Consider the following 15,321-nt stretch of genomic DNA (forward strand, 5'->3'; position numbering starts at 1 on the left):
TATGAATTTCCAAAAATATAGCATAGTTACTAGTATACTCTTTACATTTTTATGTTGCTGTTGTACCGGTAACGACAACTTTATAAACCTTTCTAATAAGTCCTATAATTTAATAATTGAATCTCGTGACACGATAGAAATTGATTTTTACGATACAACATACTGTCGTTTTGACTATTATAGAATAGATAATGAGTCGCAATGGAAAATTGAAAAGGTCGATAACACCTATTTTTTATTGTCTCAAAATGGTTTTAAAATAAAATTTGACAAACATTTTAATAAAAACAATAAGTGTGTTTTCTTCAATTTCACAGAAATTCCTATCGAGTTAAAAGAAAGAAAACCCAAATGGAACCGCGAAGAGATTTACGGTAGTTGGCAAAGAAAATCAGATGTAAAAATACATGAATTAATAAAAAAAAACAAGTACTCTTTACCTCCTCCTCCTCCTCATATAACATATGATGAAAATGATGAAAATATCGTATATCCTGCATTTCTTAAAATAGATAAAGATTCAATTAGTTTGTTGGAATGGAATCGCATAGAAAAATCAGACATTAGAATCAATTTATCAAATGATATTTTATTTTTTAATGTAAAAAAGCATGAAGGACTGGATAAAATGAGAAAAATAGAAATTAATAAAAAAAATAAAGATACATTATATGTTGAAATTACATATGAGACTTTTACCTACTATGAGACTAAAAAAGATACTTTAATAAAAGTAATACGGTAGTTAAAGTTAATCCGACACCAATTAAACTATATTTAATGAAAGGCAAGTTTTTAATCATAATAATCATAGTTTGGATTATATGGAAACTAATAGAACACTATCTAGTGCCTTATTTTGTTGTACCGATTCTTTGGTTAGGCCTTTCACTGTTACTACTGATTGTTTTGATTATGCAACTTTTTAAACTAATAAAAGAAAGGAAAGCAAGTACAAAACTGAGGTTTCTAAAAATACTGACTTTTGCAATCTTATTTTATTTAACTTTATACAGGTGGACCTTTGACAAGGTTATTGAAAAAATTGATTGGCATCTATTGTATGACAAACGAATGGAAATCGTAGATCAAGTCAAAAACGACAAACTTAAATCAAATGTGAGTTGGAATAATTGGATATGTAAACTTCCCTATGAATTCCCCATTGTTTCTCATGGGGGAAATGACATTGGTATTAGTAAAGACAAGGAAAAAGTAACGATTACATTTTTTGTGTTTAGAAATTTTTTTAGTGCCCCATCAACAAAATTCATTTACACCACACATGAAGAAGACATCAGATATTTTGAAGAGCAAGTAGCGAAAAACCCAACAAACAATTGGAAGCTTCAAACTAATTGGTACAGAATTTTAAGCGAATAAATGAAAGCTCCTACTACTAATTGAGTAGACTATCTTGTTAAAAAAACCACAACCACGATTCAAAACCAATAAAAAAGTTACCTATATTTGATGGTCTAACCGAATAACTAATAATAAAACACAACCCTATGAAAAGAATACTTATAATAGGTTTAGGAATGTTTTTTTCTGCCTTATCATTTGGACAAACGGCACAAACGAACACTCTAGATAGCTTGTTTACTGCTCTTTATAACAAAAATGCTTTCAACGGCAATGTGCTGATTGCCGATAAAGGAAATGTAATCTTTAAAAAAAGTTATGGTTTAGCAGATGAGGCTTCGAAAAGGAAATTAAACGAGACGACTATTTTTGAGTTAGCTTCCGTGTCAAAACAATTTACCGCAATGGGAATTCTATTGCTCGAAAAACAAGGAAAGCTAAGTTATGATGATAAAATTTCGAAGTACCTTCCCGAGCTTGCTTTTTATGAAGGTATTACCATTAGAAATTTAGTACATCACACCGGAGGATTACCGGATTACATGGAACTCTTTGATGAAAAATGGGACAAAACTAAATTTGTAGTCAATCAGGATATCGTCAACGAGTTTGCAAAACACAAACCGGCGATTCGCTTTAAACCCAATGAAAAATTTGAATACAGTAATACGGGATATGCCTTTTTGGGTTTGATTGTTGAAAAAGTAGCTAAAAAATCATTTGAAGCGTATTTACAAGAAAACATTTTTAAACCCTTAAAAATGAACAATACCTTCGTTTACAGAAGCAGGTATAAACCGATGAAAGTGGAAAATTATGCAAACGGCTATGTTTTGGATAGTTTGGGCAATAAAGTACTGCCCGATAGCTTCGGTAAAAAGTTTTATTCGTATTATCTCGACGGAATTGTTGGTGACGGGATGGTGAACTCCACCATTTCTGATTTATTAGTGTGGGACAGGGCTTTGTATAATGAGCAATTCATAAGTAAAAAGGGCCGGGATTTACTCTACCAATCCACAAAAACAACCGATGGAAAAGAAACCAATTATGGTTTTGGTTGGTTTATTACTGATGATGCCAAGTATGGAAAAATAGTAAGCCATTCGGGGGGTTGGGCAGGTTATTCTACATTTATTGAAAGGCATTTGACCAATGACAAAACCATAATCGTACTGCAAAACAATAGCCTTCCTACTACTAGATTCCCCACAAAAGAAATTCGGATGGTTGTATACAACGAACCTTTACTTGCTGAAAAAAAGATACAGTTGCAATCGGAAGATTTGGATAACTATTTAGGTGTTTATGGAAATGAAAATTTCCCGTTAAAAATTACAATAAGTAAAAAAGATAATACCTTATATGCCCAAGCAACCGGCCAAGGTGAAATCCCTTTGGATGCCTATGAGAACGATACCTTTAAGTTTGACCCTGCCGATATTACAATGGTATTTAACGTTAAAGAAAATACATTTGAATTGAATCAAAGGGGAATGAAAATAGTGCTTAAAAGGGAATAAATACCGATGATGAAAGAATCCAAAAAAAGAAATGTAGGCAACGGAATTGGTGTTGGTGCCGCATTAGGCGTTGCACTCAGTAAGGGAAAAATAGCACTAACTATATAAAACAACAAAATGAAAAGCAAAAAGTTAAGTGAAAGAACCATTGAGGAACTAAAAAAGAATGAAAAAGCATTGCGAATACTAACAGGTTTGCTTGTAGCTGCATTAACTGTTTTGTTTATTGCCAGCATGTATATCACTATAAATACAGGATTTACACCGCTTGTAGTGATGCCTATTACTTTAGTACCGGTTGTGCTTTTAAATTTAGGAACAATCAATAAGATTAAAAAGGAAATTAAGTCGAGAACGTAGAAGTCAATAACGATGGTTATGAGACTTCGTTGAGCGAAGTACAAATTGAATGATCATCGGAAGTTAGTTAGCAACCATTTCAGGCTCCTGATGTTGGTTTTTATAATCTCACTTTGCTATAACGAAAAACAACGTATCAAACTAGTACCAACCTAAAAAACCAAACCATGAAATTCCTACCCGTACTCCTACTCGTTTTCTGCAGCTTTGCAAACACTGAACCGAAGCATATTATCAAAGGCTGTAACGATTTTAAATCAGGTACCTTTGAAATTGTAGACGCCAAATTGGACCGAAGGTATGTTATTGAAAGAAGAGGAAATTGGCAATCAGAAGAGACGTTTACCATCGCCGGTGAAAGAATTAGAGGTAAAATGTACTTTAAAATACAATGGATCAACGACTGTGAATACAACCTATTTTGTGATACATCCAAAAGTACATTTGACGAAGAGGATTTAAAAATTAATGCGAATGGCGGTGTCAACATAAAAATTCTTACTATGAATAAAAATTGTGCTACGTTTCGTTGTAAAGTAATGGACTTTTCAATGGAAGGTGAAGTGTGTAAGATTCAATAAAAAGTTATGTTGGTGTTGTGTTTAGATAACCAACCAAATCAAACTCACCCCCAACTTATCACCCAACGCTTACCACGTTATGTCATCCCGACGTAAGGAGGGATCCCATTATCAAAGTCACCCAACACTTACCACGCTATGTCATCCCGACGTAAGGAGGGATCCCATAATCAAAGTCACCCACAGCTTATCACCCCCTGTTTACCCTCAAAGTTTGTCATCCCGCGGGATGTCGAAGACGAAATAGGGACCTCCTACGCAGTAGGCAGCAACCCCATAATCAAACTCACCCCCAACTTATCACCCAACGCTTACCACGTTATGTCATCCCGACGTAAGGAGGGATCCCATTATCAAAGTCACCCAACACTTACCACGCTATGTCATCCCACTGAAGACGTCTAAATCTGTAATGATTTGAATTCGTAGTCGTAAGGAATTCATAGGTCTTACCTAGAATAAAACATAAGAAAAAGCTTGATATTTCTTTTTATAGGAAGGGAAAAGTTATATATATTTGCGGGGTTTTAGTAAGAATGTGTAATCTTTTAAAAATAAAACATGAAACAAATGACTAAAATGCTGTTTATGATTGCAGTATTGGGATTTACAAGTTGTAGTCCAAAAATCACTTCAAATTTTGTTAATCCTCAACCGGCATTAAATAGTACCGAAAGCGTTGCACTTTTAGACATCGAACACAAATTACCGGCAAACTTAGTAAAAGTGGGCGATTTAAGATTTCAAGATTCGGGATTTTCTACAGACTGTAGTTTCAACAGTTTAATGACAAAAGCAAAAAATGAAGCACGAAAGAACGGAGCGAATATTGTAAAGGTTGTGGATAAAAAAAAACCAGACCTATGGAGTAGTTGTTATCGATTAAAAATTGAACTTTATAGATATGATGGAGATGTTTCATCTTTAAAACAATATACATTAAAACTTGACTAACCTTTAAACACAATTCAATGAAAATCATTTTTAGAATCCTTATTCTTTCATCTGTAGTACTACTTTCAAGCTGCGCAACTATTATTTCAGGCTCAAGACAAAATGTGGAAATAACTTCAGAACCGAGTGCTGCAAAAGTGTTCATTAACGAAGTTGAAATTGGCAACACGCCTGTTCAAAAAAATCTTAAAAGAAACCAAGAATATCAATTAGTCTTAAAACTAGACGGATATGAAACTTATGAAACTAAATTAGAGAAAAAGTTCAATGCCTGGTATATAGGAAATATTGCATTTGGTGGGTTAATTGGAATTATAGTAGATCCAATAACCGGGGCAATGCACAAATTAAAACCACAAGAAATTGATGGCAATTTAAAAAAAGGAACAACGTATAAAACAGAAAATGGTGATTTGTTCATAAAAATAAGTATGGATATCGACCCGAATTCTGAAAAAATAGGACAATTAAAGAAATCTGAATAAAACTACAAATTAATCGTATCAACTCCCTTTTCAAGAAAAATGTCAAGGGAGTTTTTTTATTCACACCTTTCTATAAGAGATAGCAAAATAGCATAATATATAAACGAAGTTTGTCAGATTAGATAAAAGTAGGTACTCTAGTATTGAATGTAGTTGATGTTTTGATAATCAATAAATTACACCATCACATTAAATTTTTAATTATATTTGTGTAACCACTATTGAAAATTTACCTGAAACACCAAAAAAGAACTTTTGTACCGCCCATCTAATCACTCAAAATCCAACAATCAAACAATCTAACAATCTAACAATCCAACAATCTAACAATCCAAAATTCTAAACCCATGAAAGTAAACGCATTTGCAGCCCTTGAACCCAAGGCAAAACTAACCCCTTATACGTATGAATTAGGAGCGTTAGGCACTGAACAAGTAGACATCAAAGTAGCCTATTGTGGCATTTGTCATTCAGATTTAAGTATGATTAACAACGACTGGGGAATGACGCAATATCCCATAGTCCCCGGTCACGAAATAATTGGAGAAGTAATCGCTGCAGGAGCTGCGGTAAAAAATCTAAAAGTTGGCGATAAAGTAGGATTGGGTTGGATGAGTGGCTCATGCATGAGTTGCGAACAATGTATGGACGGTCAACACCATCTTTGTGCTAACGGCGAAGCTACTATTGTAGGTAGAAATGGTGGGTTTGCCGATACGGTTCGTGGCCATTGGTCGTGGGCTATTCCACTGCCGGAAGCTATTGATATGCGTAAAGCCGGACCATTACTTTGTGGCGGAATTACGGTTTTTAATCCCATTATTTTAGCGGGAGTTAAACCTACGGACAAAGTAGGTGTTATTGGTGTTGGCGGTTTGGGACATATGGCCATCAAATTTTTAAAACACTGGGGCTGTGAAGTAATTGCATTTAGCTCCAATCCCGATAAAAAGAAGAACATTTTAGCGATGGGTGCGAGTAAAGTGATTAACTCCACAGCTCCGGAAGAACTGGAAAGCATTGCAGGTAAACTAAACTTTATTTTGAACACCACCAATGTCACATTGGATTGGAATTCCTATTTGACGGCTTTAGCACCAAAAGGAAGGTTCCACACGGTAGGTGCTGTTTTGGAACCGATGGCAATCCCTGCTTTCAGTTTAATTATGGGCGAAAAAACAGTAGGTGGAAGTCCAATCGGTAGTCCTGCACTAACGAAAACAATGCTCGATTTTTGTGTACGACACAACATCTATCCCGAGGTGGAGGAATTTCCAATGGCAAAGGTGAATGAAGCGATTGCTCATTTGGAAGAAGGGAAAGCAAGGTTTCGAATTGTGCTGCATAATTAAACAAGGTAGTCTAACGTGTGAAAACTTTTTAAATAAAAAACCATGGAGTCCGGACACCATCAAAAACGGGGCGTATCCCAAAAGCCATACGAGTAGGAACCAAAATTAAATAAGTATGCCAAAGTACGTAATCGAAAGAGAAATTCCGGGTGCAGGCACATTATCACCGGAACAATTAAAAGCTATTTCCCAAACTTCTTGTGGCGTGTTGAACGAACTGGGACCCGAAATCGAATGGGTTCATAGTTATGTGACCACGGATAAAATCTATTGTGTGTACAACGCACCGTCGGAGGAGCTGATTCTTGAACACGCGAAAAGAGGCGGGTTTCCCGCAAATGCTGTTTCAGAAGTGGCAACTATGATTGACCCTGCTACAGCAAATTAAACAAAATAGTTGTGAGGCATAACTGAAATTTGTTATTTTTATGAACTGAATAAAGCCGGTTAGGCTTCAGGATTGTATTGGCCTAACTAAAATAAAAATTACCAACTTCAAGCTGCGAATTACTAATCACAACTGGCACAAAATAAATGGAAATACTAATACTATCCGTAGCCGCATTCCTCGTTGCAATACTGACTTTCTTTTCGGGTTTCGGACTCGGAACAATTCTGACACCGGTATTCATGCTGTTTTTTCCCGTTGAAATAGCAATTGCCTTAACCGGAGTGGTTCATTTTTTTAATAATATTTTTAAACTGTTTTTAGTCGGTCGTAAAGCAAACAAAGAAGTCGTTTTGCGTTTTGGTATTCCGGCAGTTATTGCAGCAGTCATTGGTTCGTGGATTTTGATAAACAGCACCGATTGGCAACCCTTATTCGCTTATACCGCATTTGGAAACTACTTTGAAGTGTATCCGATGAAATTCATAATAGCCATTTTACTCATCATTTTTGCAAGTATGGACCTCATACCTTACTTCAGTAAGTTACAGTTTAGCAAGGACAAGCTTTCGATAGGTGGAGTACTAAGTGGTTTTTTTGGCGGACTTTCTGGGAATCAAGGGGCTCTGAGAAGTGCCTTTCTAATTAAAGCCGGCCTTTCAAAAGAAGCGTTTGTGGCCACAGCAGTAGTAGTTTCTACTTTTGTGGATCTCACTCGCCTAAGCATGTATGCCACAAAGTTCACCACATCCGGTCTAACCGACAATCTCACGCTGGTAATCGCAGCCACAAGTGCCGGAATCGCAGGAGCCTATTTAGGCAACAAACTCTTAAAGAAGGTAACCCTCCGCTTTTTACAAGTAACCGTAGCCTTATTACTCATAATCATTTCCCTAGCCCTCGCAGCAGGCCTCCTCTAATCCTCCCTTATCGCTCTTACCCCAACTTTACTAATCACTAATCACTAATCACTCCCAACTCCAGTCCTATATTTTTTAAACTTCGAAAGTGCTAAATAGTAATAAAAATGTCTTAATACTTAATACTATTATCTTAATACTAATCCTCACTAAACTAATGAACAAAAAAATTGCCTGACATTTTATAGTGTCAGGCAATATAATTAAAAGCCTACGGGCTTGTATAAGTAGTAAAATCTAGTGCTAACTTACATGTTGCAGCTTACTACAAGGGCAACAAATTTGATAAGCAAGATCACTAATTTTAAAAATTCCATAAATTCGAAGTTATCATTTTCTTTCATTTTTTCAAGGTTTTAAAAAGAAACCCTGAAAAATGAACTCAGGGTTTCGGTTATTTTACAAAAATGTCTTTCAACTGTCCGATGATGTTGCCGCTTCCGGCCACGGTAATTTCACCAATTTTATCGGCAATTTTCTCCACATATTCCATCTCTTTCAATTTCCACAACATTTCGTTATCCTCCATTAATTTGGCGGTGTTCAATAAGCTACGCATGGCAGCTGTTTCTTCTCTTCGCATGATGCTGTTGGCTTGGGCTTTCTTTTCAGCCACCAACACCTGGTTCATGATTTCTTTCATATCACCGGGCAAGATAATATCTCTAATTCCGGCATCTGTAATAGTCAATCCCAAGGCTTCGCATTTCATGCTACTTTGCTCTAAAATATCCTGAGCAATCGTATCTTTTCTGCTCAACAATTCATCCAAAGTAAAACTTCCCACAAAGGCTCGTAAAGCTAACTGCATCAATACGTACAATTGTTTGTCAAACTCTTTGTTTTCCACCAAAGCTTTGGTAATCGTTACCACTTGATATCGCACAAAAAAGTTGATTCGCAAAGCCGCTTTATCTTTGGTTAACAATTCTTGTCCTGAAATCTCCATTTGCTGCATTCGGATATCGGCGGTTTTTACCTCCACTGAAATTGCGTTATTCCAGAAGTAATAGGTTCCCGCTTCCAACTCTTTTACAAAAGTTCCGTTGACAAACAACAAACCTCTTTCATAGTTCATCACTTGAAATCGTCTGGTGTAGGCTCTTAACTTACTGTTTTCCAAAAGGGCTTCATTCACTGCTTCTGTGATGGCTACTTTAGACAAATCAACTTTAATGAAACTGTTTTCTTTGTAACCTTTCCAGAAAGCATATCGACCGGTAGCCAATACTTCACTAAAAATACCATTCACAAAATACAAAGCGATTTCAGCATCACCCACTTCTACGATCTCCAACAAAGAAGCTAAGGTTTCATTTTGCAATAAAAGAGTCAATTCAATAGGTGCCACAAAGGATTGCTTCATTTCATACAACATAATGTCTCGGTTGCCAAAAATCCAGTAATCTCCTTCTTGCAACACTTTTTCTAATTTTCTGTTTCTAAATACCAATCCTACTTGATAGGCATTAATTGTAATTTTTCTAATCATAATATTTCGTTTTAGTTTGTTTTTACTTTATTTTATTTTTTTACATAGAGGAAAAACATAGTTTTTCATAGCTTTTAAAAACGCTTCTCTCAATCAAAGTAACACCTAGCTATGCGAAACCAAGCATTGGTTCTATGTTCATTTTTCCTATGTATCTATGTGGCTAAAAATGTAAACCTTTTAAACTCTTAAACTCTTAAACTTTTAAACAATTTAAACTCTTAAACTATTTTTTAAACCACATAGACATAGCTTTTAAAAACGCTTCGCTCAATCAAAGTAACACCTAGCAATGCGAAACCAAGCATTGGTTCTATGTTCTTTTTTCCTATGTACCTATGTGGTTTAATTTTATATCTTGTTTATCATTTCTTTTTTTAATAAAAACCATTGATCCTTGTCCTCAAAAAAAGGACGGAATAAAGGAGGTTAACCCAAGCATTAAATTGGTTTCTGGCCTATTTTCTGAAAATTAGGAAGCCTTTCAGTCAAAGCAAAAAGCAAAAAAACGGTTAAGAGAACGGCACTTCATTCAGGTCTTATTTAGAGTGTGATGGGCCAATAAATTGACAAACCACAAACAAAGACCAACAGTTTTTCTTCTCATTCTTTTTTGTGAGTGAATGAAACTCGGCATAACAGTTTTTCAGACTGTTGGTGACAACCACTGTCAACCGCAATTAAATGTTGCGTGTAGGATTCGAACCTACGTTTCCAAAACTAATACTCTAACCAACTGAGCTATCCGCCTAGACGGAATGGGAGTCGAACCCATGACCATTAGTGTGGATGATTTTTTGGCAAACCACCGAAACCTCCAACTCAAGTTGCACAGTAAAACATCATCCGCAAAAGCGAAACGAATACTGCAAGGGTGCCATACAGAAACACGCAACAGGACTTGGTTAGTATTTTAATCCACCTTTGTTATTTCGACTGAGGCCTGTCCGCCGTGGTGGAAGTAATCTCATAAGCTTTGTATTCAAAGAACTTGTTTGTTAAACAAAGATTTCGCAACTACTACGCAATTATTTTGCGTAGCATAAAATTTGTCTGGGGAGCAATCCCGATTGCTATCGGGATCCCGCGTCCAAGGCGGGTAAACAACCACCGTTATCTTCCCAGTTTTGCGGCTCATACGGGAATCGAACCCGTTTCTCCCGAGAGACAGTCGGGCATCCCGATAATTATCGGGACCAATGAGCCGGTTCCTTTCTACAGAACTTCTTGCGATTCTGGAAGGATTTGAACCTTCAACCTTTGGGTTAACAGCCCACTGCTCTACCATTGAGCTACAGAATCTTTTTTTTTTAGTAAAAAAGCCGTTCAAATCAGCTTTTGGCAAAGCCAATCCGTTTAATCCGCGTTCTATTTTTTCGCCACGGATTACACTGATTTTAACTGATTTAATTTTACCAATTATTCTAATTTTTAAAATCTGTGTTCAAATTATTAGACATAAAAAAAGCACCTCATAAAAGGTGCTTCATATCATAACAATGGAATACTACTATCCCAAAGGCCTACGCTTTTGCACCTGCTTATTTTCATTTCCGAAATCGTAACTCGGATTATGATCTTGTGTACTATTTATTTTTTTTGAATAACACATATTCTATTTTTTTAAGTATTTAACTATTTCCAACTCTTTTTTCCCAACTCCCATCTCCAATCACCCATTACCCATCACCCATCACCTTTCTCAAAAATCCTCCGCAAAGATAAAGTCAAAAAATCCAAACCTCCAAATAAAAATGTAATTTATTTTACTGATTATCAATTACTTAAGCTAAAATTAAAACAATAAAAACCCTGTCCGTATTGCTACAGATTAGTTGAAATCGTCAAATGACTGTCTCTCATTTGGTTACTTTTCAAGGCTATAATTCAACCATTTGATTAATTGGTAAACATTTTTTTAAATTATTTTTCATTTTTTTCATTTTCAATCAGTTTTAAAACAAAAAAACGCCCTTTTTACAAAGGACGTTTTGGTATATAAATGCTTTTTTTAGCTAAAAATCAATTCATTTTCTCTTTAAAAACCATACCAACGTCCATACAAGTACCCGGGTTTTGCCCGAATAAACGATCACTTGCTATCGAAAGGATGTAATTCTTATGTTGGTTTGTGTTTTTCATGATGGGGCAAATGTAGGAAAAAAAGCTGGAACAAAACAAATGGGATGGTTGGAGTGACTTATTTTTTGAGATAGATCAACGAGACTTCTTATTCTTAGATTGACTTTCTTCACGCAATCGTTTTGCTTGAGCCCTTGCCTGTTCTAAAGTAACTGGTTCTTGTTTAGCCAATTGCTCCATACTTAACTTGGCTCTTTCCTGAAAGGATATTTTGTAGTTAATGCATCATGGAATTTTAACAATGATACTGATTTTAGTAGTTTATAAAAAACATCCTAAGACACAACCAATAAACTAGACTAAATCGCCTCACCAAAGGTCAACAAATTACTATCGGGATCCAAAAGTGAAAACTCTTGTTGTCCCCAAGGCTTTTTTTCTAGTAAACCATTCGGATGAATGCTCACTTTATGGTCTAATAAGGTTTGATAATAATTATCTATTTGATTCACACGTAGGTAAACCTGGCCATAATTTTGTTCAGGATCGAGGTCTGCAAACAGAAAAAAATGAATTTGAATGTTATCTTTTTCAACCATCAAATAGTCGGGATAATCGTGACTTCCGAAGATCTTGAAACCTAACTTTTCTGTATAATATCGTATGGTGATGGTTTTATTCCGCATTGGTAATTTTGGGTGGATTGCTGTGAGCATAGGAGTTGTTGTTTTTATTATATATTCGAAAATACAAAAATAAGAAAGTGTTTTTGCTGCAAAGTCAGAGGCGCAGATCAGAGGCAGTTTTTCTACCATTCTCTCCATTCTTCTGTAATATCTATTTCATTTATATTTTGTAATCCAGTTGATTTTAGAACTTCATCAATAAATTCACAAATTGCTTCTCTTTCGATTGTTTCAATTAATCCTATACCTTCACAATTAATATCATTTATCTTTTCTACAACATTTTTAACAGAGTTGATTATTGCTTTTGGATTTCTTGATTTTGTATATTTAGTACAGTTCTCAACAAATACAGCCAGTTCATTTTCTATTTTATTTGCTAATATTTTGTTTGTATCACTTCCAAAAGTCAAATCGGGAATTTCATTCTTTAGTTGTTTAACTCTTTCAACAAATTCTGGTTGGATATACTTTAGTTGCTCTTTAATTTTCTTATCAAATTCCATCTTACCTCTTTCTTCCATTGTAATTTTACCAAACAATAACTTATAAAGGCAATCATTCTCATCATACCACGATTCAACTTCGAAATTCGGACAATCAAAACTCTCTAAAGAACCTTCTTTCATCTCAGGTAAATAAATTTTTTGTTTATAATATGGTTTTAATCCTATTTTTCTATGTACTTCCTTTTTAGAATCATTGGCTTTTAACGAATATGGAAGTTTTAGATTTGGAGTTAAATTCTCAAATTCAACTAAATCTTTAAAACTTATATAATAAACTATTGGTTCATCATCTTTAGAAGTTGTGACACCTTTCGGGGTGGCAATTCTATTTTCGTGGTCACTTTTATAGTGGAAACTAATTCTAAATGTTTCTTCTTTATTTCTAATATTCCAAGATTCATCTAAATTTGAACAGTTTAAATATTTTATAGTATTTTTAAATTCATCAGAATTTATAGAATAACCAAGACAATTTACCAAACAATCAAGATTTATGATTTTCGTTTCGTTTTTCTTATTGAAATTAAAAAAATTAAATAGTTTATTAATCATTTGTAGAATCAATTTTTTTAATTCTCTAGTCATTTTTTAAAATTGCAGCTAACTAGTAAACAACATCAAATATATACAACTTTTTTAAAGAAATCACATACTAAGTAGTTTAATTCTTATACAAGTTGTTGACTTATAATTGGATATTTATAATCTCATTAATTCTAGTGGTAAAGCTAGGCGAGAGTATTTCCTGTTTCATTTTCCATTGGCGACCAAGGGATTGGGTGGAGAATTTTATTTTGTTGTGGCCGAAGGATTTGTTCATCTTGGCGATGACGCTCATTAGGGGTTGTTGTTTGGGGTTAATGAAGATTATAGGGATAAAAGTGAAATGATTTTTGAGTGAGTTATTAGGCATTTTCTAATGGATCATGCTAATTAGATTAATTAATTTAAATCTGAAATCGGAGACTTCGGATAGCATGGCGGGAAATCGATGTACAAAGCCGATATTATTACTAAAGTTCGATTAAAAAACTACCATTGAATTTTGGCCTTCAGTCCGCCAGATAAAAACCCTTGATGGAGGTTCGGGAATTTGTTAAATCATAATCTTTTGAGAACCTATGTTTAACTTTACTTAAATTATTTTTTAGAGTTAAATTGTTTGTTTATATATTCAATGAGTTTGTCGTAATAATCCCAGCCCAATTCCGGATTCTTCAAATTTATCGAACTCATTCCAGAACTAATATTATTTTGTTTACAATGGTTTATGTACTCTAAAAGGGTATCATATTTTTTCAGATAAACTAAATTTGTTAAAAATGTTTGTTGTATGCCAGATCCTTTTTTTTCTTCTAATTGTTCTTTTATAAAATTAAAGTAACTCTCATCATTTGTATATTTTTGAATTATTTCGTTTACATTTTTGTCTAGTTCACTTAATAAGTTATCTATTTTAGTTTCTGTTACTTCCTTTATATCAAAATTGAAATAGTTATAAGGATAAACCATTCCACCGCTATTAACTTTGTAAAACAGTGGGCCATTTTTGAAGTAATCTTCTTTGCCAATTATTTCATATTGTAAGTTGTCAATACGAATAGGCTTGAATTTTAAAGTGCCATTAAAAGAATTACTTTTCCCACTAGTAAAAATGTCCGTAGAAAAAAGAAATGGTTCTACTATTTTGAAAATTTGAAATCCTCTACCATTCCAATTATATATTTTCGCTTTGGTCTTGATATATTTAAGAATTTCATTTTCTCTTTGTTTATTCTCACTTATTGCCATAAAATAAAGTTTTACCTATTCGAGGTTGTTTCATTATTTATTTATGTTATACCAACTTACAAATCCTAAGCTATCTTCTTCTACTTCAAATGTTACCATCATTTCTTTCTTATAAACATTACTCTCGATTCTGTCGCAATTATTGCAGGGAGTTGAGGTGCCATTTGAAATATAAAATTGGCTAATGGTTACCATGTAAAATATAGTGCCTGGTGATACATATGAATCAATTGGTGGCCATAAACAAAATATTGGTGAACTAACGTAAAACCCTCCAGGTTCCAGCATGTTAGATAAATATTTTTTTACGTCCGCATTGAATCGGTCCTTTTTGCTTTTTAGCTTTTTTCTATCATATACTTTATCCAAATAGCTCTCTCTTGACATTTTCAAGTAACTATCCCTTATAACAGATGTGTCTCCACAATATGAATTAAAATATACATTTTCATTAATGTCAAAATGTATGGGATAATTCCATTTTTTCGCCTCAAAATATTCCTCTAAATCCGAATAGGTTTTAGTTGAATCGGAACAGATGATTAGTGTCAGTAGTAATGTTAAATATTTCATATGTCGTTGTTAAAGCATTGCAGCTAGCATCAGTCTGTCTAAAAACTATACGAATTTAAAGAAACATTCGGACATCTACCAGAGAAATTTTTCAAATAGGTAAATTTATGTTTTTAGACAGACTGACGTTTTGCGTAAATGACTTAATGCGATTTTTGAAGTATCTTCTTGTCGGCTGTTGACAAACTTCATTAAAAACACAAAGCTTGAAAATACCAATCTCCCCGCCATAAATTATATATGCTGTTTGTTATTATAAT

At 34.2% G+C, this 15,321-nt stretch carries 16 protein-coding genes and 3 tRNA genes; 10 read left to right on the plus strand and 9 right to left on the minus strand.

The features are described from left to right. Position 1: 1 nt before the first annotated feature. The 10 genes from IEV15_RS10800 to IEV15_RS10845 all read left to right on the plus strand — a co-directional run bounded on the left by IEV15_RS10800 (position 2) and on the right by IEV15_RS10845 (position 7,928). The gene (locus tag IEV15_RS10800) at positions 2–745 is read left to right on the plus strand and encodes a hypothetical protein (RefSeq protein WP_188362544.1); all 744 of its coding nucleotides are present in this window, start codon (positions 2–4) and stop codon (positions 743–745) included. A gap of 35 nt (positions 746–780) precedes the next feature. Further along, complete coding sequence (locus IEV15_RS10805; RefSeq protein ID WP_188362545.1) at positions 781–1,383, plus strand: hypothetical protein; 603 nt, start codon at positions 781–783, stop codon at positions 1,381–1,383. 128 nt (positions 1,384–1,511) lie between these two features. Further along, a complete protein-coding gene (locus IEV15_RS10810) occupies positions 1,512–2,888 on the plus strand; it encodes a serine hydrolase domain-containing protein (RefSeq protein ID WP_188362546.1) in 1,377 nt (458 codons plus the stop codon). Between the two features lie 117 nt (positions 2,889–3,005). Beyond that, the gene (locus IEV15_RS10815; protein WP_188362547.1) at positions 3,006–3,248 is read left to right on the plus strand and encodes a redox-active disulfide protein 2; all 243 of its coding nucleotides are present in this window, start codon (positions 3,006–3,008) and stop codon (positions 3,246–3,248) included. Positions 3,249–3,415: 167 nt separating this feature from the next. Continuing rightward, positions 3,416–3,829 (plus strand): hypothetical protein, encoded by a 414-nt coding sequence (locus IEV15_RS10820; RefSeq protein WP_188362548.1) that lies wholly within the window; start codon positions 3,416–3,418, stop codon positions 3,827–3,829. A gap of 561 nt (positions 3,830–4,390) precedes the next feature. Next, a complete protein-coding gene (locus IEV15_RS10825; RefSeq protein ID WP_188362549.1) occupies positions 4,391–4,783 on the plus strand; it encodes a hypothetical protein in 393 nt (130 codons plus the stop codon). A 17-nt stretch (positions 4,784–4,800) separates the two neighbouring features. Then, on the plus strand, positions 4,801–5,268 hold the full coding sequence (locus IEV15_RS10830) for a PEGA domain-containing protein (RefSeq protein WP_188362550.1): 468 nt from the start codon (positions 4,801–4,803) through the stop codon (positions 5,266–5,268). Between the two features lie 347 nt (positions 5,269–5,615). Further along, complete coding sequence (gene ahr / locus IEV15_RS10835) at positions 5,616–6,620, plus strand: NADPH-dependent aldehyde reductase Ahr (protein ID WP_188362551.1); 1,005 nt, start codon at positions 5,616–5,618, stop codon at positions 6,618–6,620. Positions 6,621–6,735: 115 nt separating this feature from the next. After that, positions 6,736–7,008, plus strand: coding sequence for a DUF4242 domain-containing protein (locus IEV15_RS10840; RefSeq protein ID WP_188362552.1), 273 nt, complete (start codon positions 6,736–6,738; stop codon positions 7,006–7,008). A gap of 146 nt (positions 7,009–7,154) precedes the next feature. Further along, positions 7,155–7,928, plus strand: coding sequence for a sulfite exporter TauE/SafE family protein (locus IEV15_RS10845; RefSeq protein ID WP_188362553.1), 774 nt, complete (start codon positions 7,155–7,157; stop codon positions 7,926–7,928). A 394-nt stretch (positions 7,929–8,322) separates the two neighbouring features. On the opposite strand, the gene IEV15_RS10850 is transcribed toward IEV15_RS10845, so the two are convergent. The 9 genes from IEV15_RS10850 to IEV15_RS10890 all read right to left on the minus strand — a co-directional run bounded on the left by IEV15_RS10850 (position 8,323) and on the right by IEV15_RS10890 (position 15,061). Next, the gene (locus IEV15_RS10850) at positions 8,323–9,420 is read right to left on the minus strand and encodes a slipin family protein (protein ID WP_188362554.1); all 1,098 of its coding nucleotides are present in this window, start codon (positions 9,418–9,420) and stop codon (positions 8,323–8,325) included. Positions 9,421–10,108: 688 nt separating this feature from the next. After that, positions 10,109–10,163: transfer RNA gene (locus tag IEV15_RS10855), tRNA-OTHER, on the minus strand. 387 nt (positions 10,164–10,550) lie between these two features. After that, a tRNA-Asp gene (locus IEV15_RS10860) sits at positions 10,551–10,626 on the minus strand. A 24-nt stretch (positions 10,627–10,650) separates the two neighbouring features. Next, positions 10,651–10,722 (minus strand) — tRNA-Asn (locus IEV15_RS10865). 1,139 nt (positions 10,723–11,861) lie between these two features. Beyond that, on the minus strand, positions 11,862–12,218 hold the full coding sequence (locus IEV15_RS10870) for a bleomycin resistance protein (RefSeq protein ID WP_188362555.1): 357 nt from the start codon (positions 12,216–12,218) through the stop codon (positions 11,862–11,864). Positions 12,219–12,310: 92 nt separating this feature from the next. Continuing rightward, the gene (locus IEV15_RS10875; protein ID WP_188362556.1) at positions 12,311–13,282 is read right to left on the minus strand and encodes a hypothetical protein; all 972 of its coding nucleotides are present in this window, start codon (positions 13,280–13,282) and stop codon (positions 12,311–12,313) included. 100 nt (positions 13,283–13,382) lie between these two features. After that, complete coding sequence (locus IEV15_RS14630; RefSeq protein WP_188362557.1) at positions 13,383–13,610, minus strand: DUF4113 domain-containing protein; 228 nt, start codon at positions 13,608–13,610, stop codon at positions 13,383–13,385. 227 nt (positions 13,611–13,837) lie between these two features. Next, positions 13,838–14,488, minus strand: a complete 651-nt coding sequence (locus tag IEV15_RS10885; RefSeq protein WP_188362558.1) for a hypothetical protein — start codon at positions 14,486–14,488, stop codon at positions 13,838–13,840. Positions 14,489–14,521: 33 nt separating this feature from the next. Further along, positions 14,522–15,061 carry a hypothetical protein gene (locus IEV15_RS10890; protein WP_188362559.1) on the minus strand — a complete coding sequence of 180 codons (540 nt, stop codon included), beginning with the start codon at positions 15,059–15,061 and terminating at the stop codon, positions 14,522–14,524. Positions 15,062–15,321 lie beyond the last annotated feature (260 nt).

It is taken from the genome of Flavobacterium orientale (assembly GCF_014638005.1).
Taxonomy (GTDB): Bacteria; Bacteroidota; Bacteroidia; order Flavobacteriales; family Flavobacteriaceae; genus Flavobacterium; species Flavobacterium orientale.

What these genes read in the sequence shown, in the direction of transcription:
- IEV15_RS10800 (WP_188362544.1), top strand. Translation starts at nt 2, where the DNA reads ATGAATTTCCAAAAATATAGCATAGTTACTAGTATACTCTTTACATTT.
- IEV15_RS10805 (WP_188362545.1), top strand. Translation starts at nt 781, where the DNA reads ATGAAAGGCAAGTTTTTAATCATAATAATCATAGTTTGGATTATATGG.
- IEV15_RS10810 (WP_188362546.1), top strand. Translation starts at nt 1,512, where the DNA reads ATGAAAAGAATACTTATAATAGGTTTAGGAATGTTTTTTTCTGCCTTA.
- IEV15_RS10815 (WP_188362547.1), top strand. Translation starts at nt 3,006, where the DNA reads ATGAAAAGCAAAAAGTTAAGTGAAAGAACCATTGAGGAACTAAAAAAG.
- IEV15_RS10820 (WP_188362548.1), top strand. Translation starts at nt 3,416, where the DNA reads ATGAAATTCCTACCCGTACTCCTACTCGTTTTCTGCAGCTTTGCAAAC.
- IEV15_RS10825 (WP_188362549.1), top strand. Translation starts at nt 4,391, where the DNA reads ATGAAACAAATGACTAAAATGCTGTTTATGATTGCAGTATTGGGATTT.
- IEV15_RS10830 (WP_188362550.1), top strand. Translation starts at nt 4,801, where the DNA reads ATGAAAATCATTTTTAGAATCCTTATTCTTTCATCTGTAGTACTACTT.
- ahr (WP_188362551.1), top strand. Translation starts at nt 5,616, where the DNA reads ATGAAAGTAAACGCATTTGCAGCCCTTGAACCCAAGGCAAAACTAACC.
- IEV15_RS10840 (WP_188362552.1), top strand. Translation starts at nt 6,736, where the DNA reads ATGCCAAAGTACGTAATCGAAAGAGAAATTCCGGGTGCAGGCACATTA.
- IEV15_RS10845 (WP_188362553.1), top strand. Translation starts at nt 7,155, where the DNA reads ATGGAAATACTAATACTATCCGTAGCCGCATTCCTCGTTGCAATACTG.
- IEV15_RS10850 (WP_188362554.1), bottom strand. Translation starts at nt 9,420, where the DNA reads ATGATTAGAAAAATTACAATTAATGCCTATCAAGTAGGATTGGTATTT.
- IEV15_RS10870 (WP_188362555.1), bottom strand. Translation starts at nt 12,218, where the DNA reads ATGCTCACAGCAATCCACCCAAAATTACCAATGCGGAATAAAACCATC.
- IEV15_RS10875 (WP_188362556.1), bottom strand. Translation starts at nt 13,282, where the DNA reads ATGACTAGAGAATTAAAAAAATTGATTCTACAAATGATTAATAAACTA.
- IEV15_RS14630 (WP_188362557.1), bottom strand. Translation starts at nt 13,610, where the DNA reads ATGCCTAATAACTCACTCAAAAATCATTTCACTTTTATCCCTATAATC.
- IEV15_RS10885 (WP_188362558.1), bottom strand. Translation starts at nt 14,488, where the DNA reads ATGGCAATAAGTGAGAATAAACAAAGAGAAAATGAAATTCTTAAATAT.
- IEV15_RS10890 (WP_188362559.1), bottom strand. Translation starts at nt 15,061, where the DNA reads ATGAAATATTTAACATTACTACTGACACTAATCATCTGTTCCGATTCA.